At 59.9% G+C, this 26,170-nt stretch carries 22 protein-coding genes; 7 read left to right on the top strand and 15 right to left on the bottom strand.

The window, feature by feature from the left end; genetic code table 11:
- Positions 1-14: 14 nt before the first annotated feature.
- From tssC to AO068_RS06305, 5 genes are all read right to left on the bottom strand, one after another.
- On the bottom strand, positions 15-1,517 hold the full coding sequence (gene tssC / locus AO068_RS06320) for a type VI secretion system contractile sheath large subunit (RefSeq protein WP_058407932.1): 1,503 nt from the start codon (positions 1,515-1,517) through the stop codon (positions 15-17).
- Between the two features lie 14 nt (positions 1,518-1,531).
- Positions 1,532-2,065, bottom strand: coding sequence for a type VI secretion system contractile sheath small subunit (gene tssB, locus AO068_RS06315; RefSeq protein ID WP_002551425.1), 534 nt, complete (start codon positions 2,063-2,065; stop codon positions 1,532-1,534).
- 68 nt (positions 2,066-2,133) lie between these two features.
- Complete coding sequence (locus AO068_RS06310) at positions 2,134-2,883, bottom strand: hypothetical protein (protein WP_002551426.1); 750 nt, start codon at positions 2,881-2,883, stop codon at positions 2,134-2,136.
- 423 nt (positions 2,884-3,306) lie between these two features.
- Positions 3,307-3,546: a hypothetical protein gene (locus tag AO068_RS28000; RefSeq protein WP_144439764.1), complete on the bottom strand. Its 240-nt coding sequence runs from the start codon at positions 3,544-3,546 to the stop codon at positions 3,307-3,309.
- Between the two features lie 500 nt (positions 3,547-4,046).
- On the bottom strand, positions 4,047-4,868 hold the full coding sequence (locus tag AO068_RS06305) for a hypothetical protein (RefSeq protein ID WP_058407931.1): 822 nt from the start codon (positions 4,866-4,868) through the stop codon (positions 4,047-4,049).
- Between the two features lie 175 nt (positions 4,869-5,043).
- Here AO068_RS06305 and AO068_RS06300 point away from each other — a divergent pair, with 175 nt between their 5' ends.
- Positions 5,044-6,972, top strand: a complete 1,929-nt coding sequence (locus AO068_RS06300) for a RecQ family ATP-dependent DNA helicase (protein ID WP_058407930.1) — start codon at positions 5,044-5,046, stop codon at positions 6,970-6,972.
- 66 nt (positions 6,973-7,038) lie between these two features.
- Here the strand turns inward: AO068_RS06300 and AO068_RS06295 are convergent, their stop codons facing one another.
- The 5 genes from AO068_RS06295 to yrfG form a co-directional block, all read right to left on the bottom strand.
- Complete coding sequence (locus AO068_RS06295; protein ID WP_002551428.1) at positions 7,039-7,500, bottom strand: glycine zipper domain-containing protein; 462 nt, start codon at positions 7,498-7,500, stop codon at positions 7,039-7,041.
- A gap of 209 nt (positions 7,501-7,709) precedes the next feature.
- A complete protein-coding gene (locus AO068_RS06290; RefSeq protein WP_005734100.1) occupies positions 7,710-10,046 on the bottom strand; it encodes an FdhF/YdeP family oxidoreductase in 2,337 nt (778 codons plus the stop codon).
- A complete protein-coding gene (fdhD, locus tag AO068_RS06285) occupies positions 10,043-10,879 on the bottom strand; it encodes a formate dehydrogenase accessory sulfurtransferase FdhD (RefSeq protein WP_058407929.1) in 837 nt (278 codons plus the stop codon). Before fdhD ends, AO068_RS06290 begins: the two co-directional genes overlap by 4 nt.
- Before the next feature lie 103 nt (positions 10,880-10,982).
- On the bottom strand, positions 10,983-11,864 hold the full coding sequence (locus AO068_RS06280) for a LysR family transcriptional regulator (protein WP_002551430.1): 882 nt from the start codon (positions 11,862-11,864) through the stop codon (positions 10,983-10,985).
- Between the two features lie 47 nt (positions 11,865-11,911).
- Complete coding sequence (yrfG, locus tag AO068_RS06275; RefSeq protein ID WP_058407928.1) at positions 11,912-12,583, bottom strand: GMP/IMP nucleotidase; 672 nt, start codon at positions 12,581-12,583, stop codon at positions 11,912-11,914.
- A 96-nt stretch (positions 12,584-12,679) separates the two neighbouring features.
- Here yrfG and nudE point away from each other — a divergent pair, with 96 nt between their 5' ends.
- Together nudE and cysQ are read left to right on the top strand one after the other, a co-directional pair.
- Positions 12,680-13,246 (top strand): ADP compounds hydrolase NudE, encoded by a 567-nt coding sequence (gene nudE, locus AO068_RS06270; protein ID WP_058407927.1) that lies wholly within the window; start codon positions 12,680-12,682, stop codon positions 13,244-13,246.
- Positions 13,243-14,085, top strand: coding sequence for a 3'(2'),5'-bisphosphate nucleotidase CysQ (cysQ, locus tag AO068_RS06265; protein ID WP_058407926.1), 843 nt, complete (start codon positions 13,243-13,245; stop codon positions 14,083-14,085). The genes nudE and cysQ overlap by 4 nt, the downstream gene beginning before the upstream one ends.
- A 312-nt stretch (positions 14,086-14,397) precedes the next feature.
- Here cysQ and AO068_RS06260 read toward each other — a convergent pair whose 3' ends face one another.
- From AO068_RS06260 to rfbB, 5 genes are all read right to left on the bottom strand, one after another.
- Positions 14,398-14,871, bottom strand: coding sequence for a thioesterase domain-containing protein (locus AO068_RS06260; RefSeq protein ID WP_058407925.1), 474 nt, complete (start codon positions 14,869-14,871; stop codon positions 14,398-14,400).
- The gene (locus AO068_RS06255; protein WP_058407924.1) at positions 14,858-16,243 is read right to left on the bottom strand and encodes a sigma-54-dependent transcriptional regulator; all 1,386 of its coding nucleotides are present in this window, start codon (positions 16,241-16,243) and stop codon (positions 14,858-14,860) included. Before AO068_RS06255 ends, AO068_RS06260 begins: the two co-directional genes overlap by 14 nt.
- Positions 16,240-18,057, bottom strand: a complete 1,818-nt coding sequence (locus AO068_RS06250; RefSeq protein ID WP_054996741.1) for a sensor histidine kinase — start codon at positions 18,055-18,057, stop codon at positions 16,240-16,242. Before AO068_RS06250 ends, AO068_RS06255 begins: the two co-directional genes overlap by 4 nt.
- A gap of 164 nt (positions 18,058-18,221) precedes the next feature.
- Positions 18,222-18,767 (bottom strand): dTDP-4-dehydrorhamnose 3,5-epimerase, encoded by a 546-nt coding sequence (gene rfbC / locus AO068_RS06245; protein WP_058407923.1) that lies wholly within the window; start codon positions 18,765-18,767, stop codon positions 18,222-18,224.
- 80 nt (positions 18,768-18,847) lie between these two features.
- On the bottom strand, positions 18,848-19,930 hold the full coding sequence (gene rfbB, locus AO068_RS06240; protein WP_058407922.1) for a dTDP-glucose 4,6-dehydratase: 1,083 nt from the start codon (positions 19,928-19,930) through the stop codon (positions 18,848-18,850).
- Between the two features lie 227 nt (positions 19,931-20,157).
- Between rfbB and AO068_RS06235 the strand changes: the two genes are divergently transcribed.
- The 4 genes from AO068_RS06235 (at position 20,158) to AO068_RS28940 (ending at position 25,998) form a co-directional block, all read left to right on the top strand.
- On the top strand, positions 20,158-23,070 hold the full coding sequence (locus AO068_RS06235) for an aminotransferase (protein WP_058407921.1): 2,913 nt from the start codon (positions 20,158-20,160) through the stop codon (positions 23,068-23,070).
- Between the two features lie 481 nt (positions 23,071-23,551).
- On the top strand, positions 23,552-24,430 hold the full coding sequence (gene aguB / locus AO068_RS06230) for an N-carbamoylputrescine amidase (protein WP_004654103.1): 879 nt from the start codon (positions 23,552-23,554) through the stop codon (positions 24,428-24,430).
- A 5-nt stretch (positions 24,431-24,435) separates the two neighbouring features.
- Positions 24,436-25,542 (top strand): agmatine deiminase, encoded by a 1,107-nt coding sequence (gene aguA / locus AO068_RS06225; protein WP_058407920.1) that lies wholly within the window; start codon positions 24,436-24,438, stop codon positions 25,540-25,542.
- Between the two features lie 222 nt (positions 25,543-25,764).
- Positions 25,765-25,998: a hypothetical protein gene (locus AO068_RS28940; RefSeq protein ID WP_080394820.1), complete on the top strand. Its 234-nt coding sequence runs from the start codon at positions 25,765-25,767 to the stop codon at positions 25,996-25,998.
- The last annotated feature ends 172 nt before the right edge of the window (positions 25,999-26,170 follow it).

Here is a 26,170-nt window from a genome sequence, read left to right as displayed (position 1 = left end):
GGCTAAGTGTTGGATCAGCCGCGAGTCGATTGCGGCAATTCGGCGACCAGACGCAACGATGCGGTCAGTTCATCGAGTTGGTAATGCGGACGCAGGTAGGTCACGGCCTTGTAGACGCCAGGCTTGCCGGGAACTTCAAACACTTCGGCACGCGCTTCGCGCAACGGGAACTTGGCCTTGGCTTCCTGACTGGCGGTGTCATCCAGCAACACGTAGCTGGACAGCCACTTGTTGAGGAACAACTCGACATCCTTGCGCGATGCGAAACTGCCGATCTTGTCGCGCATGATCGCTTTCATGTAGTGAGCGATACGCGAGGTCGCGAAGATGTATTGCAGTTGCGCCGACAGACGCGCGTTGGCGTTGGCAATGTCGGTGTTGTACTGCTTCTGCTTCTGGGTCGACTGAGTGCCGAAGAATGCGGCATAGTCGGTGCCTTTGCAGTGCACCAGAGGAATGAACCCCAGGTCTGACAGCTCTTTTTCGCGACGGTCGGTGATGGCAATTTCAGTCGGGCATTTCAGCGCGATTTCGCCGTCATCAGTCTTGAAGGTGTGGGTCGGCAGGCCTTCGACCAGACCGCCGCCTTCCACGCCGCGGATCGCCACACACCAGCCGTAGCGGGAGAATGCATCGGTCACGCGGGTGCCCAGTGCGTAGGCAGCGTTCATCCACAAGTATTTGTTGTGGTCACGGCCGTCGACGCTTTCGACAAAGTTGAATTCTTCGACTGGCGTGGTATCCGGACCATACGGCAGGCGACCCAGCACGTGCGGCAGGGTCAGGCCGACATAGCGGGAGTCTTCAGAGGCGCGGAACGACTTCCATTTGGCATATTCGACCGTGTCGAAGATCTTCGCCAGATCGCGAGGGCCAGCCATGTCGGTGAACGAGTCCCAGCCGAACAGCTCAGCCGATGCCGCGGAAATGAACGGCGCGTGGGCGGCGGCTGCCACGTGGGAGATCTCTTCCAGCAGGTACATGTCTTCCGGGCTGCGGTTGAACTCGTAGTCCCCCAGCAACATACCGAACGGTGCACCACCGAAGGTGCCGTACTCTTCTTCGTAGATCTTCTTGAACAGTGCGCTCTGGTCGAATTCGGACGACGCCTTGAGGTCTCGCACAAGGTCTTTTTTCGACGCATTGAGCAGGTGAATCTTCAGCGTGGTGCTGGTCTCGGTCTGGTCAACCTGATACTTCAGGCCGCGCCAGGACGCTTCCAGCTGCTGGAACTCACGGGCGTGCATGATTTCGTTCATCTGCTCGGAGAGCATCGAATCGATCTCGGCAATACGCGCGTCGAGTACGGCGATCAGGTCTTTGCTCGGCGTCATCTCGCCTTCCAGCACCTGGGCCACGAGTTCGCCGATCAGGTCGCGGGTACGAGTGCGCTCGGTTTCTGAGCGCGCAACGCGGCTTTCGGAAATGATGCTGTCGAGCAGGGAGGATTGCGGTGCCAGGTTTTCAACTTCAACCAGAGCGCTGTCCTGCTGAGTCACGGTTTGCTTATCGGTCATCGTCAGGCTCCTCCTTACTCTTTACTGTCGGTGGCTGGAACGGCGGCTTCACGGCCGAATTCCTTGCCCAGGGTTTTCAGCTTTTCGGTGTTCTGCAACACGTCCATCAGCAGCTCTTCAAGCTTGTCGTTGCCACCCATCTTGTTGCGCAGGTCAGCCAGCTTGTTGCGCACTTCCAGCAGCTTGCGCAGCGGTTCGACCTGACGCACGACGTTCTGCGGCTCGAAGTCTTCCAGCGCATTGAAGTTCAATTCGACGCCAAGCTGAGTCCCGTTCTTGGCCAGGGTGTTGTCGACGCGATACGCCAGGCGCGGCTTGATGCCTTTAAGGACGCCGTTGAAGTTGTCGCGATCGATGAAGATGAACTTGCGATCCTTGAGCTTGGGCAGCGGCTCCAGGGGGTTGCCGGAGAAATCGCCTAGAACGCCTACAACGAATGGCAGCTCTTTCTTTTCCTGAGCGTCGCCGATATCAACGTCGTAAGTGATATGGACCCGAGGCGCGCGAACGCGGTCAAGTTTGTGCTGGGTACTTTCCTTCTTCGCCATCGTCATCTCCTGTGCGAGCAACTCGCTGCAAGTCGTTTGCGTACCGGGCCTGGACAGGCCGGGCGCGATTAGAGTCCTTCAATCGTCAGCAAAAGGCGCTGACGGATTTCATCGTTCATTTCCAGAATGTTTTCGTGCCCGACCAACTCTTCGAAGCTTGTATTGCCTGCGATCTGCGTGCTGTTGCGAATGACCGACTCATCCGGCAGCTCGGAGCGCACCGGTGAGCTGATCACGCAGAACGGCAGATCGCCGAAGTCTTTCAAGCGCTCGAAACTGACCGGGAAGCGCAACCCTTCGAAAAGGCGGCTCATGCCCGGTGACTTGCTCAGGCAATAGAACAGGACCAGATAATGCACAACGTAGCGATACAGCTCGGCGCTACTGCGATTCGGGTCCTTGATTACCTTGCGAAACTGCGCCAGATCGAAGGAGTTGAAGCCCACCACCCAGCGCACCGGGCTGGTGATGCGTATGGTCTGCCCGCTTTGTGACAGCACCATGTCGTATTCGAGCGGGAACAGCTCGGGCGTCGTACTGATCAGGTTGAGCGGCACTTCCAGTTCATTGACCAGCTTGAACGGCTCTGCCGATGCAATGCGGTCATAGAGCTCCTTGAGCTCCTTGAAATGGTGCTGAGTTTCTCGACCGCTGCTGCGTTGCGCGCCCTGCAGGTATTCACCGAAGAATGTCTGCGGGCGTATCAGCAACGCGAGGGTCGACAGATAGTCGGACGCCTGCACCTTGAGCGCGTCGGAAATAGCGCGCGTCTGCTTGCGCAGCTTGATCAATGCTTCTATATCGAACGTCTGAGTCATCGGTACATCGTCCTTGAACCCTTCACGACCGCTTCCCGGATCAGACCGGGGACGGGGAAGAGTTGCGAATTTCTCGACTGCACACCTGCTCATGAAGTGGTTTTGCCATGTGCGTAAAGCAAAACGCACCGCCACTATGAGGAAGGATTTGGTGCTGGCATATAGATGTCGTCTAGCCAGCAGTGTGGTCTATGGCACTATTTTCAGTAGGAAAGTTCCTACAGACGGTGGATATTTTCTCGGTTTTGTTACAGTAAGCAATGATTGCTATGAGCCACTACTGGTTAATATTGCAGCAGTAATATAGCCGTAAGCCTTGATTTATAAGGGCTTTGGAGCGTTATCTGGATCCGATTTTGAACGCAATTAAGCTTAAAAAGGTAAACTTATTTGCCCGCTGTTTGCGCCGTCGAGACGATAAAATCACGATGCCGTCTTGTGAGCTGATATTTCTAGGATGAGGGATGATGGCACCGCCAGTGGTGCAGGTGGCAGCAGGAGAGTGAGTGAGCGCACGCCGATTGTTGCCGAGCGCAAGTAGGAAGGTGCTTGCTGATAAACGTCCCCGGACTTTCTTGCAGCAAACAAAAAACCCGCCGAAGCGGGTTTTTCCAAGACCATCCCGACTTCCTGTCGGACGCCTCCCAGGCGATGGTCGATCATCCTTGATCCTGGTGAACTCCCTGTTCACCACTTGATGGATCCAATCTTATGCGCCGCGTGCAGGTTCGGAAATAGCCAAGTTGCCCCGCCGCGTGTAAGCCTTTCGCTATACCTCACATGTTCATGCTCGAACAGCGAGGTGAGGGGCAGGGATGCTGGCGTCAGGAAATATTTTGCATCTGCAGGTTTGCCGACAGCAAAAATCGCAGGCAATAAAAAACCCGCCGAAGCGGGTTTGTACCAAGACCATTCCAACTCCCTGTCGGCTGCCTTCCCGGCGATGGTCGATCGTCCCTGATCCTGGCGAACTCCTTGTTCGCCAGTTGTTGGATCCAATCTTACGGCGCTGATAGCAGGTGAAAAATAGCCAACCTTCCCTATTGCGTGTAAGCCTTTGGCTATACATGTGTAAGGTTTTGTATGTGGATGGCCGTGAACGTACGCATCAAAAAACCGGTTTTAGCGGCGAAACAGTTGCTCCAGAGGGGTTCAAGGTGTTGCTAAGGCGAGAAAGTCGCCGCCACTTCACAATAACGCTGCTCGGCATTTTTACTGTCCTCGTCGCGATTTCGGGCAGCACGTTTGGTCCACTCCCGGCATTCCTCCTTGAAGTTGACCTGCGCAGCCTTGCGACACTCGCGCCGTTCGAATGAGCGAATGGCGAAGTTTTCGCAGACGCTGTCGCCGTCGATGGTGTTGCCGTAAACCCGCCACTGCGCCCGATAGCGGTTTCTGCCGTCCCATTCACGGATGGAGGCCGTTGCGACGCTGTAGGGCCGAGCCGGGCGAGCGGGGTTGCGTGCAGCGTTGGCCTTGAAGTCGGCCATGTAGTCTGCGGACACCATGCCTTTCGCCGGTTCTGCCTGAGCGGGACGAGGGACCTGGCCAAAGCGACAGTTCAACACGCTCTCATCAATGACATTGCCGCTTTTCATGCAGTTATCCAGCGGCTGCACGGCGGCGGGCTGTTCCCTGGTTGCGGCGACAGGTAAAAGGTCGGGTGCCTTGGTCGACGGCGCCGGCGCGGGGCTTGCCACCATTGTCGGTTCGCTGTCGATCATGGTGGTCTCTGGTTCAGGTGCAGGTCGCTCGACAGGTGGTGCCAGTGCCACCTTTGGGCTTCGTGCATGACACACAACCAACCCGGCCAGGCAACCCGTAACGATAAGGCCTGCCAGCCATAGCCAGTAGGACCGCGACTTGTCCGGTCGAGCGCTGAGTTTACGGCTTGGATGTGCGCCCAGAACGACATCGACCTGGCCCGGCACAAGGCGCTGAATGCGGATGATCCCGTCGTCTTCGGGTTGCTGTGTGGAATCCATTCCTGCTCCAGATCAAGCGGTATGAAGGTGAGCGCCGCGCCTGCTGACGCAGCAGGCATGAAATCTCAACGTTATCGGCCACGCGCCGTGTTTCTGTAACGCTTTGGTGGTGTATGCATTTGGCCTGTCGCGCTAAGGTTGGGACCGTTTTGTTTGACTGATGGATGAACCGCGAATGCACCAGCGTCTTGAGCAGGTTTTTGGTTACACGCAGTTCCGGCCAGGCCAGGAGGCAGCGATCAGCGCCGTGCTGGCCGGACGCTCGGCTGCGGCAATTTTCCCGACGGGCTCAGGCAAGTCGCTATGTTACCAATTGCCTGCGCTACTGCTGCCCAATCTGACGCTGGTGGTTTCGCCGTTGCTGGCGCTGATCCAGGATCAGCTTGCCTTTTTGCACCGCCACGGCATTGCCGCAGCAAGCATTGATTCGGCGCAAAGCCGCGATGACGTCGCCGACGTCATCGCACGCGCACGCTCCGGAGAGCTGAAGATCCTGATGATCTCGGTCGAGCGCCTCAAGAACGAACGTTTCCGCAACTTCATCGCCCAGGTGCCGATTTCCTTGCTGGTGGTCGACGAGGCGCACTGTATTTCGGAGTGGGGGCATAACTTCCGGCCTGATTATCTGAAGCTGCCGGACTACCAGCGCGAATTCAACATCCCTCAGGCACTGCTGCTGACCGCGACCGCGACACCGCAGGTCATTACCGACATGCAGGACAAATTCGCCATTGCCCCGGAGGACGTCATCACCACCGGCTTCTACCGCGCCAACCTGCACCTGTTGGTCAGGCCGGTCAGCGGGCGTGACAAAAGGCGCATGCTGGTCGAGTGGCTCAATGAGCGGCGCGGCCAACCGACAATCGTTTACGTGACGCTGCAAAAGACCGCCGAGCATGTCGCCGCGCACCTTGAGCAGAATGGCCTGCCCGCCAGTGCTTACCATGCCGGGCTGCCCAATGATCAGCGCGAGTCGATTCAGAAGCGTTTCATGGGCGGCAGCCTGAACTGCATCGTGGCGACCATTGCGTTCGGAATGGGTATCGACAAAAGCGACATCCGTAATGTGGTGCATTTCGACCTGCCCAAATCCATCGAGAACTACAGCCAGGAAATCGGCCGGGCAGGGCGCGATGGTGGTGCCTCGGATTGTCTGGTGCTGGCCAACCGCGACAGCCTCAATGTGCTGGAAAACTTTGTGTATGGCGACACGCCGGAGCGCGAAGGTATCGCCCGTGTGCTGGCGGATCTGCTCGATGCACGCCATGACGGGCAGTGGGAGTTTCTGCTCGGGCCGCTGGCGGATCTCAGCAATATCCGTCAGCTACCGTTGAAGACCCTGCTGGTGCAGCTGGAACTGCGCGGAATCATCGCACCGCGTTACGCTTACTTCGCCGAGTACCGCTTCAAGTTTCTGCTTCAGCCGCACGACCTGATGGCGCGTTTCGAGGGTGAGCGGCGCGAATTCGTTCAGGCGTTGATCGATACGTCCAGCCGGGCGCGTACCTGGGCCACGGTCAACTTTGACGCGATGTACCAGCAATACGGTGCCGAGCGTGGGCGGGTGGTCAAGGCGCTGGATTACTTTCAGGAAAAGGGCTGGATCGAGCTCGAAAGCAAGCAGATGACCGAGGTCTACAGCGTGTTGCGCAGTGACTTTGACCCGCAGGCGCTGAGCGTCGAGCTGCACGATTATTTCGCCCACCACGAGGCCACTGAAGTTGCGCGCATTCATGCAATGCTTGAGGTGTTCTCCAGTGATCAGTGCCTGACTCATCGATTGGCGCGCTACTTCGGTGATCACAATGCGCCCGAGCAATGCGGCCATTGCTCGGTCTGTCACGGTCAGATCGCCCATCTTCCACAGCCTCCAGCGTTGGAGCCTCTGGAGGGCCGGGATTTTCAGCAGGTGTGCGGCGATTTTATCCACAAGCATCAGGACTACACCGGCCAGCCGCCCAGCGCCGAATGCCTGACGCGCTTTCTGTGCGGCATCAGCGTGCCTTTGTTCACCAAACTCAAGGCTCGCGCCACCGGCGGTTTTGCCTTGCTGGAGGATTATCCGTATGCGCAGGTGAGGGCGTGGGTGCAGGCGATGCTCTAAAACAAACCCGGCCGCTCAAGAGCGGCCGGTTTTGATTCATCAGTAAATCAGTAAATAGCGGCTGTATCAGTCACGATGACGACGATGGCCGTGGTGCTTCGGGCGACGGTCATGATCGCGGTAGTAGCGACGATCATCACGGCCACCTCGATAACGACGATCATCGCTGCGGCTTTCGTTGCCCATGTAGTTGCCAAGTGCGGCACCACCACCGCCGCCCACCGCCGAGCCGATCAGGCTGCCGGTGCTGCCGCCAACGCTGCGGCCTACAACGTTACCGCCTGCTGCGCCCAGACCGCCGCCAATGGCTGCTTCTGTACGGTTGCGACGGTCTGCACCGACCGCACCGCCAGCTGCGCCACCCAGGCCAGCGCCAATCGCTGAACCGGTGCTGCCGCCGAGCTGTTGACCGACGACCGAGCCGAGTACCCCACCCAATGCTCCGCCTGCGCCTGATTCGAGGTTGCCTGCAGAGGCTGCACCGCTGATCAAGGCAAGAGACAACAACAGTATCGAGGAATACTTCATGTATGGAATCTCATAGGGATGACGGCGCGATCTTGGTGTCAAGTGAAGAATGTAGCAATGCAAATCCGACGAGTAACACGATTGCCACACAAACTGCTAAGTTATTGTTTTGGCTAAGGAACTTAAGTCGGAAAAGAGAGTCTGAGGTTACTTGTGAAAGGCCCGTTTCCAGCGAAACGGGCCTTTTTTGTGGGCGTCTTTTAAGGACGTCAGATGATGCGGGCGGACTCTGCCGATCGCTCAAGACGGATGGCTACGAACTTCGACGTTGGCGTGCTGCTGCCATCGCCAACGCTTTCCAGCGGTACCAGCGGGTTGACCTCTGGGTAGTAGGCCGCAGCCTGACCGGCCGGAATGTCGAACGCCAGCAGGGTGAAGCCTTTGACGCGGCGCTCGCGGTTGTCGCTCCAGATTGAGATCACGTCAGCTTTCTGACCCGGCTGAAAGCCCAGACGAATGATGTCGGCTTCGTTGACGAACAGCACATCACGCTGGCCTTTGACGCCGCGATAACGGTCGTCCAGGCCATAGATGGTGGTGTTGTACTGATCGTGCGAGCGCATCGATTGCATGATCAGGTCCGGAATCTGCCCGGTCGAGCTGATGTCTTCATGGATCAGGCTCAGCGGCAACGCGTTGGACTTGAAGTTGGCGCGCGTCGAGGCTGTGTTCCAGCGGCGTGCACCGGCGGCGTTGCCCAGGTAGAAGCCACCCGGATGTTTTACGCGCTCGTTGAAGTCCTTGAAACCGGGGATGGTATCGGCGATCAGGTCGCGAATGCGGTCGTAGTCTTCGACCAGCCACAACCAGTCCACAGGTGCCTTGCCCAGTGTTGCGTTGGCGATACCGGCGATGATCGCAGGCTCGGAACGCATCTGCTTCGACGACGGCTTCAACTGTCCGTTGGACGCGTGGACCATGCTGAACGAATCTTCCACCGTCACGGCTTGTGGGCCGTTGGCCTGGATGTCGATGTCGGTACGGCCGAAGCACGGCAGGATCAGCGCGTCCTTACCATGGAACAGGTGGCTGCGGTTCAGTTTGGTGCTGATCTGTACGGTCAGGTCGCAGTTGCTGAGGGCTTCTGCAGTGCGATGGCTGTCCGGTGTTGCCTGGGCGAAGTTGCCGCCCAGCGCGATGAACACCTTGGCGCGACCTTCGGCCATGGCGTGAATGGCTTCGACCACGTTGTGGCCATTTTCGCGGGGCACTTTGAACTGGAAGCGTTTCTCCAGAGCATCGAGCAGGAACACCGGTGGGCGCTCGTTGATGCCCATGGTGCGGTCACCCTGCACGTTACTGTGACCGCGCACCGGGCACAGGCCTGCGCCTGGACGGCCAATGTTGCCGCGCAGCAGCATCAGGTTGGCGATTTCCTGAATGGTCGCAACCGAATGGCGGTGCTGGGTGATACCCATTGCCCAGCACATGATGACGTTCTTGCCCTTGGCGTACATGCGTGCTGACTGTTCGATGTCAGTAAGCGGCAGGCCGGACTGCTCGACAATCTCGTCCCAGGACGTGTCATCGATGGCGGCCAGGTATTCAAGCACGCCTTCGGTGTGTTCGTTGAGGAACGCGTGATCAAAGACCGACGGCTCATTCGCCAGCTGTGCATCACGCTCCCATTGCAGCAGGAACTTGGCCATGCCGCGCAACAGCGCCATGTCGCCGCCCAGGGCAGGGCGGAAGTAGGCGGTGTTGGTCGGACGGTCACCGTTGGTGAGCATTTCGACCGGGTGCTGAGGGTGCTGGAAACGCTCCAGACCACGCTCTTTCAACGGGTTGACGCACACCACCTGCGCGCCGCGTTGTACCGCTTCACGCAGGGGTTCCAGCATGCGCGGGTGGTTGGTGCCGGGGTTCTGGCCGAGGACGAAGATGGCGTCGGCGTGTTCGAAGTCTTCGAACGTCACGGTGCCCTTGCCCACGCCGACGCTTTGCGACAGCGCTACACCACTGGCTTCGTGGCACATGTTCGAGCAGTCCGGGAAGTTGTTGGTGCCATAGGCGCGCACGAACAACTGATACAGGTACGCCGCTTCGTTGCTGGCGCGACCCGAGGTGTAGAACTCGGCCATGTTCGGGCTGGGCAGGTTCTTCAGGTGCTTGGCGATCAGCGCGAATGCGTTGTCCCAGCTGATCGGCTTGTAACGGTCAGTTTCGGCATCGTAGGCCAGAGGCTCGGTCAGGCGGCCCTGATACTCAAGCCAGTAGTCGCTCTGCTCCAGCAATGCACTGACGCTGTAGCGGGCGAAGAAGGCCGGATCGACACGGCGTTTGGTGGCTTCCCAGTTGACCGCCTTGGCGCCGTTCTCGCAGAACTTGACCATGCCGCTTTCCGGCGAATCGCCCCACGCGCAGCCAGGGCAGTCGAAGCCGCCATTCTGGTTGGTCTTGAGCATCATGCGCAGGTTCTTCAGCGCGTTGTCACTGCCCAGCCAGTGTTGCGTCACGCTGATCAGTGCGCCCCAGCCGCCTGCCGCACCTTTGTATGGCTTGTAGCGGGGGATAGGTGTCTTGTCGGCTTGATGATGAGTGCTCACGCTTGAATCTCCATCGCAGGGCTATAGACCCGCGGCGCACTGTGCTGCGGCAGGTGAATTAAATTGAGGTTGTGGCGGCGGGCCCATTGCAGGGCCAGGCCGGTGGGCGACGACAGGCTGACCAGGGTCTGGATGCCGGCGCGCAATACTTTCTGAATCAGTTCCAGGCTGCAGCGGCTGGTCACGATGGCGACGCCGCCTGCCAAGGGGATGTCCTGACGGATCAATGCGCCGATCAGCTTGTCCAGCGCGTTATGGCGGCCAATGTCTTCACGTCCCAGCAACAGCTGGCCGTTACCGTCCATGAACACCGCAGCATGCACAGCGCCACAATGGCGGCCAAGCGGCTGGAACTCACCGATGCGCTGACGCAGGCCTTCCAGCCACTCAATCGGCGGCAAGGTTGCGCCGGGCAACACGTTCAGCTCGGGCAGTGCCTGCTCTACCGCTTCAACGCCACAGAGCCCGCAACCGCTGGTGCCGGCCAGTTGCCGACGTTGTTGCTTGAGTTCCCAGAAGGCACGGCTGGCGATTTCGACTTCGGCCTGCATCGCCGAGTCGCAACCGCTGATTTTGAAGTCGTAGATTTCGTCCTGCGAGGCAATGATGCCGCTGCCCAGGCTGAAGCCGACGATAAAGTCTTCCAGATCGGTGGGGCTGACCAGCATGACTGCCTGGCTGATGCCGTTGTAGGCAATCGCCAGTGCCACTTCTTCGGCAAGTTCGTTACGTGCAGAGTCCGTGCCCTCGAGGTTCGAGTAGCTGTAAGACTGGCTTGCTTCGGGGGCTGGCGTAGCAAAGGACGCCGAGCTGACCTTGCGCGTAACGGGCATGGGCTGAAATACCGGCAGAATGACATCTGCAAGACTAGGCCCGTTCTGGTAAGCCGTCTAATCGCTAGTGCTGATGTGCCGATAGATGACGTCGATCAACGCTCTAGCGCGGCATTTCTGCTACCAGTGCAAAGCAGGCTTCAGCCAGTGCCGAGCGCGGTGCACTGCGGCGCATGATCAACCCCAGCCGGGCCAGCGTACGGGCGTCGGCGATCGGGTGCAGGCGCAAATGCTCGGTGAGCGTTTCCAGGCCGCCATCCAGCGGCATGATCGCGCAGCAAAAACCGCCATGGACGGCCTGCAGCAACTGATGAACGGCATCGGTCTGGATCAATGGATTGGGCTGAAGGCCACGGCTGTGGAAGTTGTGATCGATCGATTGGCGAAAATGCATGCCGCTGGTCAGAGTGCCCAGCGGCAATTCGACCAGATCGGCCCAACTCAACGGTTCGTCACCAAAGGTAAAGTGCCGACGGTCATACAGCAGCCCCATGCGCGTGTCGTCCAGGGTCAGCGAGTCGAAGCGTTCGGTGTCCAGCCGTTCCAGGTACGAAACGCCCAGATCGATACGATTGCTCGCCAGTTGTTCCAGCACCTGCTCGGAACTCAGTGACGACAGCTCGAAGCGCAGATTGGGGTGCATCTGGTGCAGCCGGTGCAGCAATGGCAGCGGATCGAAGCTCGACAGCGGCACTACACCCAAGCGCAGTGTGCCGACCAGATGCCCCCGGCAGGCAGCCGCTTCCGCCTGCAGGCCGTCGTAGGCCGCCAGTACCGTGCGTGCCCAGGCCAACACGCGTTCGCCAGGCGCAGTAAAGCCTTCAAAACGCTGGCCCCGATTGACCAGGGGCAAACCGAGCTCTTCTTCCAGATTGCGCAGGCGCATCGACAAGGTGGGCTGGGTGATATTGCAACGCGCAGCCGCATGGCCGAAGTGCCTCGTTTCATCGAGGGCGATCAGAAACTTAAGTTGCTTGATGTCCATATTCACTCCGCTGGGCCGTCCAGACAGCCGATTCTACGCGTTCAGGCTTAAGGATGGAGCACGCCCTTGATCAGCTCCCGATAATCGTCCACCGCAGCGAACTCTTCAGTGTCTTTCGGGCCTTTCTGGCTGTTGGGCTGGCTGACAGCCAGCAAATGGGCTACACCAAAGTGGCGGGCGCTGCGCAGGATCGGCAAGGTGTCGTCGATAAACAGACTGCGTGCCGGGTCGAAGGCTGTTTCGGCCTTCAAGGCGTCCCAGAAATGCTGGCTTTCCTTGGGAAAGCCGTAATCGTGAGAGCTGATCAGGCGTTCGAAATAAGGCGCCAGCTCGATTCGCTCCATCTTCAGCGACAACGAATCGCGGTGCGCGTTGGTGATCATGATCACCCGTTTGCCCGCTTGCTTGATGGCGGCGAGAAAGGTCTCGGCGTCCGGGCGCAGTGCAATCATGTGCGCAATTTCGCGTTTCAGGTCGCGAACCGACAGTTTAAGCTCGGCGCTCCAGAAGTCCAGGCAGTACCAATTGAGCGTGCCCGCGTTGTTTTCGAACAGCGGTTTCAACTCCAGCCAGGCCATGGCGAAGCTGATGCCGTGTAGCTCGGCATACCGCTGCGGCAGGTGTTGCATCCAGAAGTGTTCGTCGTAATGCAGGTCGAGCAACGTGCCGTCCATATCCAGCAGGACGGTATCGATTTCGCTCCAGGGCATGGAAAGCATTCAGGCCTCGTCAGGGGTTGAGAGCGGGTAAGCATATCCGACACAGACATCGGGAAAAGCTCGGTATAGTACCTCGTTCATGTAAAGGAGCCTGTCATGCGTCAGAAACCTACCGTACTTGCCCGTGCAATTGTCGCCAGTAGTCGTCTGTTCCGCGTTGAAGAGCTGCAACTGCGCTTTGCCAATGGCGTCGAGCGGACCTACGAGCGTCTGGCCAGCCGGGGGACGGGGCCCGGCGCGGTGATGATCGTGGCCATGCTCGATGCCAACCACGCGGTATTGATCGAAGAATATTGCGGTGGTACCGATGCCTACGAGCTGTCCCTGCCCAAGGGGCTGATCGAGCCCGGCGAAGACGTGCTGGCAGCCGCCAACCGCGAACTCAAGGAAGAAGCCGGTTTTGGTGCCCGGCAACTGGAATTGTTGACTGAACTGTCGCTGTCCCCCGGTTACATGAGCCAGAAAATTCAGGTGGTCCTCGCCACTGACCTTTATGAAGAGCGGCTGGAAGGCGACGAGCCCGAGCCAATCCGGGTCGACCGGATCAACCTGCGCGAGCTGTCGAGTCTTGCGCAGAATGCCCAGTTCAGTGAAGGCAGGGCGCTTGCTGCGCTGTACCTGACCCGTGACCTGCTAGCCCAGCGTGGATTGTTCCAGCCATGACCGATTCGTTACAAAACCTGCCACATCCGCTGCTCGCCCCGGTGATTGAACTGGCCCGCCTGGCGGGCGAGGTGATCCTGCCGTTCTGGCGAGCCAATGTCACCGTCACCACCAAGACCGACGACTCGCCAGTGACCGCCGCCGACCTGGCAGCCCACCAGGTTTTGGTCGAGGGCTTGCAGGCGCTTGATCCGAGCATTCATGTGCTCTCTGAAGAAGATGCCGACATCCCGCTCAGCGAGCGAGCGAAATGGGAGCGCTGGTGGCTGGTCGATCCGCTGGACGGCACCAAGGAGTTCATCTCCGGCAGTGAAGAGTTCACCGTCAACGTCGCGCTGATTGAACACGGCCGTGTGGTGTTCGGTGTGGTGTCGATGCCCACCAACAACCGTTGTTACTTCGGCGGTGCAGGGCTGGGTGCCTGGCGCAGCGATGACATCGACCACATCCAGCCGATTGCCGTGCGCACTCAGCCGGGCGAAGGGCAGACCTTTACCGTGGTCGCCAGCCGCCGCCATTCCAGTCCGGAGCAGGAGCATTTGCTGGCTGGCCTGTCGAGCGGGTTTGGGCATTTGCAGCTGACCAATATCGGCAGCTCATTGAAATTCTGCCTGCTGGCCGAAGGTGCTGCCGATTGCTACCCGCGACTGGCCCCGACTTCGCAATGGGACACCGCTGCGGCGCAAGGCGTGCTTGAAGGCGCTGGTGGCGAAGTTCTGCAACTGGACGGCAAACCGTTCAGCTACCCGGCACGCGAATCGCTGCTCAACCCGTTCTTCCTGGCGTTGCCTGCCAACGCCGAATGGCGCGACAAACTGCTGGTGCTTGCGCAGTCCTGAGGCCGGCTTCAAGGCCTCTGCCCGGCGGGCGTGGGAGCGAGCCGGGCGACGCTTCGCGTGCTCGCGAAGGTGATTGTTCAAGCGATGAATTTTCGCAGATTGCACTGGCCTCTTCGCGAGCAAGCTCGCTCCCACAGGTCTGCGTACAGTGCATCCAATGCGTGCAGCCTCACTGGCGCAACACGAACTGCTCGACAAAGCGCACGGCCTGTTCTTCGCTTGATACAAGTATGCAGGGGCGAGCGCGCTCCCACAGGTCTGCATATGGGGGTGAGACAGTTTCACCAGTGCATCAACTGCGCGCAGCCTCACTCACCTGTGCAACACAAACTGCCCGACAAAACGAACAGCCTGTTCTTTGCTGTCCTGCTCGCTGATGCCGGTGTGCAGGGTCAGGCGGGCGCGGCCTCGGCGTTGGTAGGTGGCGATGAATTTGTCCCACTGCGCCAGCTCTGGCGCGTCGCAGCGGACGATGGCGTCGCTGCGTACCGGCAGTGGATAACTGATCTGCCCGTCCTGAATCACGATATGCCCATCGCTGATCCCGGCCTCGCGTAGCCGCAGGTGCAGCCAGCCCCAGCCCGCCAACACTGCGCCGCAATACAGGCTGCCGCCGAACAGCGTGTTCTTGTGATTGACGTTGGGTGCCAGTGGCAGGTGCAGGCGCAGAGTCTGGTTGTGCCAGTCGATCACGCGCATGCCCATTTCGCGGGTCAGCGGAATGTCGTGGTGCAGCACCTGCTCAAGCTCGCGGGCTGCGTCATGCTCAGGCTCAATCGTTGTCATCGGAAGCTCCGCTGCTGTCGCCAAACGTCAGGCCGTGTTTACGCAGTTTGTCGTGCAGGGTTTTGCGCGGCACACCCAGCGCTTCCGCCAGGCTGCGAACCGAACTGTGCGGCCGAGCCAGCTCGGCGGCGATCAAGGCCCGTTCGAAGCTTTCCACCTGATCACTCAAGCCGCCGCCCGGCGGTGGTGCCTGCTCTGCATCGCCGCCTTCCAGCTCCAGCTCGAGACCCAGCGCAAAGCGTTCGGCAGCGTTTTGCAGTTCCCGGACGTTGCCCGGCCAGTTATGACGCAACAACAGCGCCCGCTGGCCGGGCTTGAGTTCGTGCTTGGGAATGCCGTGGCGCATGCTCGCCGCATCAGCGTAATGTTCGAACAGCATCAGCGCGTCTTCGCCACGTTCGCGCAGCGGTGGGATACGCAGCGAGGCCACGTTCAGCCGGTAATACAAGTCCGCCCGGAAGCGGCCCTGATCAGCCGCCTGCCGCAGGTCCTCCTTGGTCGCCGCAATGATGCGGATGTCCAGCGGGATCTGCTGATTGCTGCCCATCCGCTCGACCACGCGCTCCTGCAACAGGCGCAGCAGTTTGACCTGTACGTCCAGGCTCATGCTTTCGATTTCATCGAGGAACAGTGTGCCGCCGTTGGCAAACTCGAACTTGCCGATACGTCGCTTCTGCGCGCCGGTAAAGGCACCGGGCTCATGGCCGAACAGCTCGCTTTCCACCACCGATTCAGCCAGCGCCCCGGCGTTGATCGCCACGAACGGGCCGCTGCGGCGGTTGGACAGGTCGTGCAGTGCGCGCGCCACCACTTCTTTACCCGCACCGGTTTCGCCGAGGATCAACACGTCAGCGCGAGTCCCGGCCAACGCCCCGATCTGCTCGCGCAGACGCAGGATTGGCGGTGACTGACCGATCAGCCGTGTGCTCAATTGCTGGCGATCGCTCAGGGCCAGGCGCAGGCTGCGGTTATCCAGCACCAGACGGCGCAGCGCCAGAGCCCGGCGCACGCTGTCGAGCATGGCGTCGCTGGCGAAGGGCTTTTCCAGAAAATCGTAGGCTCCGGCGCGCATGGCTTTGACCGCCAGCGGCACATCGCCGTGACCGGTGATCAGCAGCACCGGCAGGTCGGGGTCCTGCGCGTGAAGCTGGTCGAGCAGTTCCAGGCCATCCATGCCCTGCATGCGGATATCGCTGACCACCACGCCTGGCCAGTCGCGGCCGATGCGTTCGGCCAGCCCGGTTGCCTCGGACAGCGACAGAACGTTCAGTCCAGCCAGGTCCAGCGTCTGGCGAAGCGCCTGACGCAGGTGCGAGTCGTCGTCGATCAGCACCACCTGAATCTGGCTGTCGATGGCTGTGTCCGAACTCATGCGGAAAGGTCCTCTGGCGGTTGAAGATTGGCCCCGGAAGCGCCGGCACGCAGGCGCAGGGTAAGCACTGCGCCGCCGCTCGGATGGTTGGCGAACAGCAATTCGCCGCCCAGCGCGCGCATCAGCGTATCGCAGATCGCCAGACCCAGGCCAAGGCCCTGAGTGCGGGTCTTGGTCGTGAAGAACGGCTCGCGGGCCCGCGCCAGTGCTTCCTGAGAAAATCCGGGGCCGTTGTCACGAATGTACAGATTGACGCCCTCGGCAGTTTGCTCGGCACTTATCCACAGCCTGCGCGGCGGGCCTTTTTCGGTGAGGGCGTCCAGCGCGTTGGCGATCAGATTACCGAGCACCTGACGCAGACGGGTTTCACCGGCCTGTACCCACAGCGTTGCGTCCGGCAGGTCTCGGATGAGTTCGACTTCCATGGCGCGCCGCCGCTTGGCCAGCAACGCCAGCGCATCGTCCAGCGCCGGTTGCAGCGCTACGCTTTCAGGGGCGTGCCGGTCACGGCGGGCGAAGGCGCGCAAGTGAGCAATGATCGAGGCCATGCGCCCGGTCAGCTCGCTGATCAGCTTGAGGTTGCCGCGTGCGTCTTCGGTGCGCTGATGATCAAGCAGCACTTCGGCGTTTTCGGCGTAACTGCGGATGGCGGCCAAGGGCTGATTCAATTCGTGGCTGATGCTCGCTGACATGGTGCCCAGCGCGGTCAGCTTGCTGGTCTGCACCAGTTCGTCCTGAGCCTGCACCAGTTCCTGCTGCGCCTGTTCGCGCTCCAGCACTTCCTGACGCAGACGACTGTTGAGCCCTTCCAGATCGCTGGTGCGCTCGATAACCCGCATTTCCAGCTCGCGACGTGCCTTGGCTTCGAAGGCGATGCGGTCCAGATAATGACGGCGACGCTGCATCATCAGCCCCAGCAACAACATCAGCACCAGAAGCGCTGCGCCGCCAATCGCCACCACCGTGCGTACCTGGCGGTCGACAAGGGCGCGAGGCGCGAGAATGTTGACGTTCCAGCCGGTTTCTTCGATGGCCTGAGTCTGGGTCAGCCAGGCGTGTTCATCAATCCTCAGCGGCCGTGGATCGCGGGTCGGGTAGGACTGAATCGCGACGATGGCTTTTTTCTCGTCATCGGTCAGGTCGCGGGTCGCTCGAAAGCGCCACTCAGGGTTGGAGGTCAGGATTACCACGCCGTTCTGATCGGTCAGCAGCAGTTGCTCGGGCGTCTTGCCCCACAGGGTTTCGGTGTGGTCCAGGTCGACCTTTATCACCAGCACGCCGATCACCCGATCACCATCGCGCACCGGGCCTGCGAAGAAGTAACCACGCTTGGCCGACGTGGTGCCAAGGCCGAAGAAGCGCCCGGTTCTGCCCGCCAGCGCATCAATGAAATAGGGCCTGAAGGAAAAGTTTCGGCCGATGAAGCTGTCTTTCTGTTCCGAGTTCGAAGCGGCCAGGGTCAAGCCGTTGGCGTCCATCAGGTACATGACGTCGGCACCGGTCTGGCGCGTTATCTCGCTGAGTAGACGATTGGCGTTTTTCAGCGTGGTGACATCGCTCGGTGCGGCCAGTGCGCCGCGCAATGCGGGCAGGTCGCCGAGAATCTGCGGCAGGGTTTCATAACGGTGCAGGGTGCCGAGCAGGTTGGCGACGTACAGGTCCAGGGTCTGGCGGTTCTGGTTGGCCAGCACGCTGCGGTAATAACGTTCGGCCAGATGCTCCAGCGGCCACAGCAGCGGTGCCAGGCACAGTGCCAGAAGGGCAAGGCTGCGCCAGCGAGGGCGAGGCGGCAGAGCAGCAGAAGTCATGGTCATGGATTGGCCGTCGCCGAAGGGTTGGCGATGCCTGTCGGCGACAAGGCCGGTACAGGCAACAGAAACACCCGGTCGATCCTGACGTGGGCATCAGGCGCGTATTATGCCCGCCGCTTGCTTGTCAGGCATCCGGACATTACGCCGGGTGGCCTGTGATCATGTGTTCAGGGAAACAGATCGGCTTCTTTCAGGCGTTTGCCTTGCTGGTCTTTGGCCGACAGATTGGGCTGGCCGTCGAATTGCCAGTCGATGGCCAGGTCCGGGTCGTTCCAGGCGATGCAACGCTCAGCTGACGGCGTATAGTAGTCGGTGGTCTTGTAGAGAAACTCGGCATTCTCGCTGAGTACTACGAAGCCATGCGCAAAACCTTCCGGCACCCACAGCTGCCGGGCGTTTTCAGCGGACAGCTCGACGCCGACCCACTGACCGAAGTTCGGCGAACTGCGGCGAATGTCCACGGCCACATCCAGCACCTTGCCAACGGTGACGCGCACCAGTTTGCCCTGGGCGTTTTCGATCTGGTAATGCAGGCCGCGCAGCACGCCTTGCTGCGAACGCGAGTGGTTGTCCTGCACGAACTCACGGGTCAGGCCAGTAGCAGCCTGAAAAGCCTTGGCGTTGAAGCTTTCATAGAAGAAGCCTCGTTCATCACCGAATACCTTGGGTTCCAGAATCAGGACTTCCGGCAATTTTGTCGCTACTACGTTCACGTGGCTTCCCCTGCAATCTTCAATAAATGGTGGCAGCTCGACAGTCTGCACTCACGCGCGTCTGCCGAAACGTAGGGCTATCAGGCAATCAGGTCCTTTGGGTCGGTAAAACCCAGTCGTTCGCCCTGATAACTGCCGTCCTGAACCCTGCGGCACCAATCCAGGTTGTCCAGATACCATTGTACCGTCTTGCGCAGCCCGGACTCGAAGGTTTCTTCGGGCGTCCAGCCCAGATCGCTGTCGATTTTACTGGCATCGATGGCATAGCGCTGGTCGTGGCCCGGACGGTCAACCACGTAGGTGATCAGGTCGCTGTATTGCGCGACGCCCGTCGGATACTGCGGGGCCAGCTCATCGAGCAGCGCACAGATACCGCGGACGACGTCGATGTTTTTCTGCTCGTTATGGCCGCCGATGTTGTAGGTCTCGCCGACTTTGCCTTCGGTCACGACTTTGAGCAGTGCCCGTGCGTGATCCTCGACGTACAGCCAGTCGCGCACCTGCAGGCCATTGCCGTACACCGGCAGCGGCTTGCCCGCCAGGGCGTTGAGAATCACCAGCGGGATGAGCTTTTCGGGAAAGTGGAACGGCCCATAGTTGTTGGAACAGTTGGTCACCACCACAGGCAGACCATAGGTGCGATGCCAGGCACGCACCAGGTGATCGGACGCCGCCTTGCTCGCCGAGTAGGGCGAGCTGGGCGCATACGGCGTGGTTTCGGTAAACAGATCATCGACGCCGTGCAGGTCGCCATACACCTCATCGGTAGAGATATGGTGAAAGCGGAACGCTTGACGTTCAGTTTCCGGGAGTTTCAGCCAGTAAGCGCGCGTGGCTTCCAGCAGGCTGTAGGTGCCGACGATGTTGGTCTGAATGAACTCGGCCGGGCCATCGATGGAGCGGTCGACGTGGGACTCAGCCGCCAGATGCATGATCGCCTGCGGCGCGAACCGCTCCAGCACCGCACTGACGCTGGCCTGATCGCAGATATCGGCCTGAACAAACTCGTAGCGCGTGTCGGTCGCAATCGACTGCAGCGACTCAAGGTTGCCCGCGTAGGTCAGTTTGTCGAAGTTCAGCACTTCGTGTTGGGTGTTGTTTATCAGGTGGCGGATCAATGCAGAACCAATGAAACCTGCGCCCCCGGTAACGAGTATTCGCATTAACTGACCTTCTTGTGTGTTTTGAAGTAATAGCAGCATAGCGCTTGAGCGCATATGGCGAGATAAGGCCATTAAACCCGAGCAGGCGGTTGAATAAAACACTGACGGGTTTCCGATAGCTGATGGGGTGTGCAGAGCAATCCCCCGGCAATGCCCTTATAGTTGCGCGACTGCCCATGACGCCTTGCTCGACGAGCCCGGGCCTTCCAACAAGATCGAGGTTCTCCATGCCGCTTGCCACGCTCATCCGCCGGTCCAGTCTGCCTTGCCCCGAGGTGAGCGTGGATCAGGCGCTGCAATTGCTTGCGCAGTATTACGGCTTGAGCGGCACGCTGAAAACGCTGGGCAGCCAGCAGGATCGCAACTTTCTACTTGAAACCGACACGCGGCGTTATGTGCTGAAAATCTGCCACGGGGCCTATTCAACCACTGAACTGAACGCCCAGCACGCGGCGCTGCAACACCTGAGCAGCCACAGCGCCGTTGGCGTGCCCGGCGTGATTGGCGCCAATGACGGCGAGCAACTGCTATCCATCAGGATCGACGGGCAGGCGGTTCACGTGCGCTTGCTTGAATTCATTGATGGGCAGTCACTGGGGCACGCCGGGCATCTGGGGCATGAAGTGGTGGTCGGGTTGGGCGAACTGTGTGCCCGTGTAGACCTGGCACTGGCAGGCTTCGAGCATCCTGGCCTGGAGCGCATTCTGCAATGGGATCCGCGCCACGCTCATGCGCTGATCAAGCACCTGCTGCCGGTAATCAAGGACGCCGACGCTCGCGCCTGTGTCATCGAGGCTGCTGAACAGGCTCATCGTCGTTTGTTGCCATTGATAGCAGCGCTGCCGATACAGGCGGTGCATCTGGACATCACCGAGCACAACGTGGTCTGGCTGCGTGATGCACAGCGCCAATGGCAATTGCAGGGGTTGATCGACTTCGGCGATCTGGTCAGCACCTGGCGAGTGGCCGACCTGTCGGTCACCTGCGCGGCGCTGCTGCACCATGCCGACGGCGACCCGCTGTACATCCTGCCAGCCATTCGCGCCTACCACGCGCTCAATCCGCTGAAGATCGAAGAATTGCAGGCGCTCTGGCCGCTGATCGTCGCTCGATCCGCAGTGCTGGTACTCAGCAGCGAACAGCAGGCCAGCATCGAGCCGGACAACGCGTACATCCAGGCCAACCTTGCCGGGGAATGGAACATCTTCGACGTCGCCACTTCGGTGCCGATGGCGCTGATGGAAGCGGCGATTCTGCAGGCCGTGGGTGTGGGATTTCCGTCTGCCGGTCAGCCCGCTTACCAGCCTATGCTGCCCACTCTAAAGGGGCTCAAGCCGACAGTGGTGGATCTGGGCGTGCTCAGTGAGCACTTTGTAGCAGGCAACTGGGAACAAAGTGGCATTGATGAGTACCTGCTCTCCCAGGCTGCGGGTGACGATGGCCTGTCTGCCAGCCGCTTTGGGGAATACCGGTTGTCGCGCACCTTGCCTGACAGCGCGAAGGAGCCCGAAACCTTCGCCCTGCACGTTGAATTGCATGTGCCCGCCGAAACGGCGCTGCATGCGCCGTTCAACGGCACTCTGCGGCTGACCGCGGATGCTGCATTGTTGCTGGTCGGGGAAGGCATAAGTCTGAAGCTGTGGGGCGTGCTGCCGGATGCTTCACTGGCTGATCAAGTGTCAGCAGGCGCGCTGATCGGGCAGGGCGGTGGTTCGCTGTTGCTGCAACTGTGCACCATGGCAGACCTCAGCCCGCCGCTGTTCACCACACCTGCCTGGGCGGCAGCCTGGCGCACAGTGTGCCCGTCGCCATCGGCCTTGCTCGGTTTTGATTGTGACGCGCCAGCGCTCGCAGACGCCGCGCAGTTGCTGGCGCGGCGTGATGCCAGCTTTGCCCGTTCTCAAAAACACTACTATCAGGCTCCGCCGCAGATCGAGCGTGGCTGGCGCAATCACCTGATCGACATGCAGGGCCGTTCCTATCTGGACATGCTCAATAACGTCGCGGTCCTCGGCCACGGCCACCCGCGCATGGCCCATGAGGCGGCTCGTCAGTGGTCGCTGCTCAACACCAACTCGCGCTTTCATTACGCGGCAATTGCCGAGTTCTCCGAGCGTTTGCTCAAGCTGGCGCCCGAGGGCATGGACCGCGTGTTTCTGGTCAACAGCGGCACCGAGGCCAACGACCTGGCAATCAGGCTGGCCTGGGCCTACAGCGGCGGACGCGACATGCTGAGTGTGCTGGAGGCGTATCACGGCTGGTCGGTGGCGACCGACGCCATTTCCACCTCGATTGCCGACAACCCGCAGGCACTCAGCACCCGCCCGGACTGGGTGCATCCGGTCACCGCACCCAATACCTATCGCGGGCCGTTTCGTGGCGCTGACAGTGCGCCGGAGTATGTGCGCAGCGTCGATCAGGTACTCGCCACGCTGGCAGAGCAGCAACGGCAGGTGGCAGGCTTTATCTGCGAGCCGGTGTACGGCAATGCGGGCGGGATTTCCCTGCCTGCGGGTTATCTGCAACAGGTGTATCAGAAGATCCGCGCAGTGGGTGGCGTGTGCATTGCCGATGAGGTGCAGGTGGGTTACGGCCGTCTGGGGCATTACTTCTGGGGCTTCGAAGAGCAGGGCGTGGTGCCGGACATCATCAGCATGGCCAAGGGTATGGGCAACGGCCATCCGCTGGGCGCGGTCATCACCCGTCGTGAGATCGCCGAGGCGCTGGAGGCCGAGGGCTATTTCTTCTCCTCATCCGGTGGCAGCCCGGTCAGTTGCCGTATCGGCATTGCGGTGCTGGACGTCATGGAGGAAGAAAAGCTCTGGGACAACGCCCGGCTCGTGGGCGATCACTTCAAGGCGCGCCTGCAGGCACTGGCCGATAAACATCCGCTGGTAGGCGCGGTGCATGGCATGGGGTTTTATCTGGGCATGGAGCTGGTCCGCGACCGTCAGACCCTCGAGCCCGCCACAGAAGAAACCGCGCAGCTTTGCGAACGCCTGCGTGAACTGGGCATCTTCATGCAGCCGACCGGCGACCACTTGAACATCCTCAAAATCAAACCTCCGATGTGCACCACCCGGCAAAGCGTGGATTTTTTCGTCGACAACGTATCGAAAGTGCTCCTCGAGCTGGAATAGAGGACGCAGAGCGTCCAGAACGGCATACCCACGCGGAGCATGGGCACGATAGGTGGCGCTTGGACACCCATCGTTCCGCACGCCCCAGCGAGGGAATGGGTACGATAGGTGGCGCCCGGGGGCCCACCGTTCCGCATGCACCAGCGAGGGAATGGGTACGATAGGTGGTGCCCGGACACCCACCGTTCCGCATGCACCAGCGAGGAAATGGGCACGATAGGTGGCGCCCGGGGGCCCATCGTTCCGCACGCTCCAGCGTGGGAATGCCGTTCGTGACGCTCCGCGTCACACCCAGCTTGGGGAATGGGCACTGTCATGAATTTTAAGCCGATTAATATCGGTAAAAATAACAAAATATAGTGAGCGGAACAAAATTTTAGCTTTTAATGCCGATTTATATCCGCTATAAAGGCGTTCATAATCGTCATCGCTCGTCTGCTATGGTGATAAGTCCTTTGCAACCGCCCCTGGAGATATTTTCATGAGCCGTATCGTTTCTGTCGCTGCTACCCAGATGGCCTGTTCCTGGGATCTGGAAGCCAACATCGAGACCGCTGAAAAGCTGGTGCGTGAAGCTGCCGCCAAGGGTGCACAGATCATCCTGATTCAGGAACTGTTTGAAACCCCGTACTTCTGCCAGAAGCCGAACCCGGACTATCTGCAGTTGGCGACTACTATCGAATCCAACGTCGCAATCAAGCATTTCCAGAAGCTCGCCAAAGAGCTGCAGGTTGTTCTGCCGATCAGCTTCTTCGAGCTGGCCGGCCGTGCACGTTTCAACACCATTGCGATCATCGACGCAGACGGCACCAACCTGGGCATCTACCGCAAGAGCCACATCCCGGACGGCCCCGGCTACCACGAAAAGTACTACTTCAACCCGGGCGACACCGGCTTCAAGGTCTGGCAGACCCGCTACGCGAAAATCGGCGTCGGCATCTGCTGGGACCAGTGGTTCCCGGAGTGCGCACGCAGCATGGCGTTGCAGGGCGCAGAAATTCTGTTCTACCCGACCGCCATCGGCAGCGAGCCACACGACAAAACCATCAGCTCTCGCGACCACTGGCAGCGCGTGCAACAAGGCCATGCCGGCGCGAACCTGATGCCGCTGATCGCCAGCAACCGCATCGGTAACGAAGAGCAGGATGGCTACGACATCACCTTCTATGGCTCGTCGTTCATTGCCAACCAGTTCGGTGAAAAAGTCGCCGAGCTCAACGAAACCGAAGAAGGCGTGCTGGTCCACAGCTTCGACCTTGACGAGCTGGAGCACATTCGCAGCGCGTGGGGCACGTTCCGTGATCGCCGTCCGAACCTGTACGGCGCGGTGAAGACCCTCGACGGTTCGCTGGAGTCCTGATCGCCATGACCACGCTCAATAGCACGCCACGCGCCGACGGTTTCCACATGCCTGCCGAATGGGCACCGCAAACCCAGGTCTGGATGGTCTGGCCCGAGCGCCCGGACAACTGGCGCTTGGGCGGCAAGCCCGCCCAGGCCGCCCACGTTGCCATCGCCAAGGCCATCGCCCGCTTTGAGCCGGTTACCGTGGGTGTGTCTGCCGCGCAGTACGACAACGCTCGCGCACGGTTGGACATGCCGAACATCCGGGTTGTGGAAATGAGCAGCAACGACGCTTGGGTGCGCGATAGCGGCCCGACGTTCGTCATTAACGAGCGTGGCGAAGTGCGCGGTGTGAACTGGGAATTCAATGCCTGGGGTGGATTCGACGGCGGGTTATATGCGCCGTGGAACCTGGACTCTCAGCTGGGCAGCAAGGTACTGGAAATCGAGCGCTGCCCGCGTTACGTCACCGAAGGCTTCGTGCTGGAAGGCGGCTCGATTCACGTTGACGGCGAAGGCACGCTGATTACCACCGAAGAGTGCCTGCTCAATCGCAACCGCAACCCGCACCTGACCCGCGAACAGATCGAAGCAGTCCTCGGAGACTATCTGGCTGTGGATAAAGTCGTCTGGCTGCCGGATGGTCTGTTCAACGACGAAACCGACGGGCATGTGGATAACTTCTGTTGCTACATTCGTCCGGGCGAGGTGTTACTGGCCTGGACCGATGATCCCGAAGACCCCAACTATTCACGTTGCCATGCGGCGCTGGGTATTTTGGAAAACACACTGGATGCAAAGGGGCGCGCGTTTATCGTTCATAAAATGCCGATTCCTGGCCCATTGTTCGCCACAGAAGAAGAATGTGCAGGCGTCGATCAGGTGCACGGCAGCCAGGAACGCAACCCTTCGGTGCGTTTGGCCGGGTCCTATGTGAACTTCCTTATCGTCAATGGCGGCATCATTGCGCCGAGCTTCGACGATCCGATGGACGAAAAGGCCCGTGAAATACTGCAAACGCTGTTTCCAGAGCACGAAGTGGTGATGGCACCTGGCCGCGAATTACTGCTGGGTGGCGGCAATATCCACTGCCTGACGCAACAGCAACCGGCACCTCACAACGCCTAGTTAGAAATAACTAGTAACATCGGATGGGCGCAACTGGTCCCGTTCTTGCTGTATCAAGCCCATCACCCGATGGGCTTTTTGTTTTTACCTGTCGAGTAACATCCTGTAACAGATGCGCAGGGCGCTATTCCTGAAGCAGGTTGGTAAACCTTCGTTTTCTTAGCTTGACTGTCATATGGCGTGAGTAGATTTAGCCCCTCATGAAATCAAGAGGTTTTCGTTATGAACGCAGGTATGAACCAGCAGCGTGCTCGTGGTTTTTCTGCTTCTCTGAGTAACGAGGCCCGCCAGCTAGTGGCGGATTGGTTAAGGACGACCAAGCCCGCGAAATCCAGACCGGATGTTCGCGCAATGTTGTTACAGCGTTACCCGGCAGGCCTGTTCAACGATGCCGAGCTCGAAGCGTTGCTCCGCGTGTTGACCGAGCGTGTTGATTGCTCCGGCAACCTTGGCTGAGCCGCTCTAGGCCGGCCATCTGCGTGTTTGACACCCCCGTGCGTCGGGACTAGGATTCGCGTCCCACCGTCTGCGGCTCAATCCTGTACGTGCATCAGCAGTCCACTGCGATGAATTCGTGTCGCCTTCTATACTGCTTGTTCAGAGGCTGGAGGCCCCGATAGCCATTGGC

Origin of the sequence: Pseudomonas sp. ICMP 3272 (assembly GCF_001466905.1) — a bacterium.
Lineage (GTDB): Bacteria > Pseudomonadota > Gammaproteobacteria > Pseudomonadales > Pseudomonadaceae > Aquipseudomonas > Aquipseudomonas amygdali.
The sequence above is the reverse complement of the archived record's forward strand: the minus strand, read 5'-3'. Positions and strand labels throughout refer to the sequence as shown.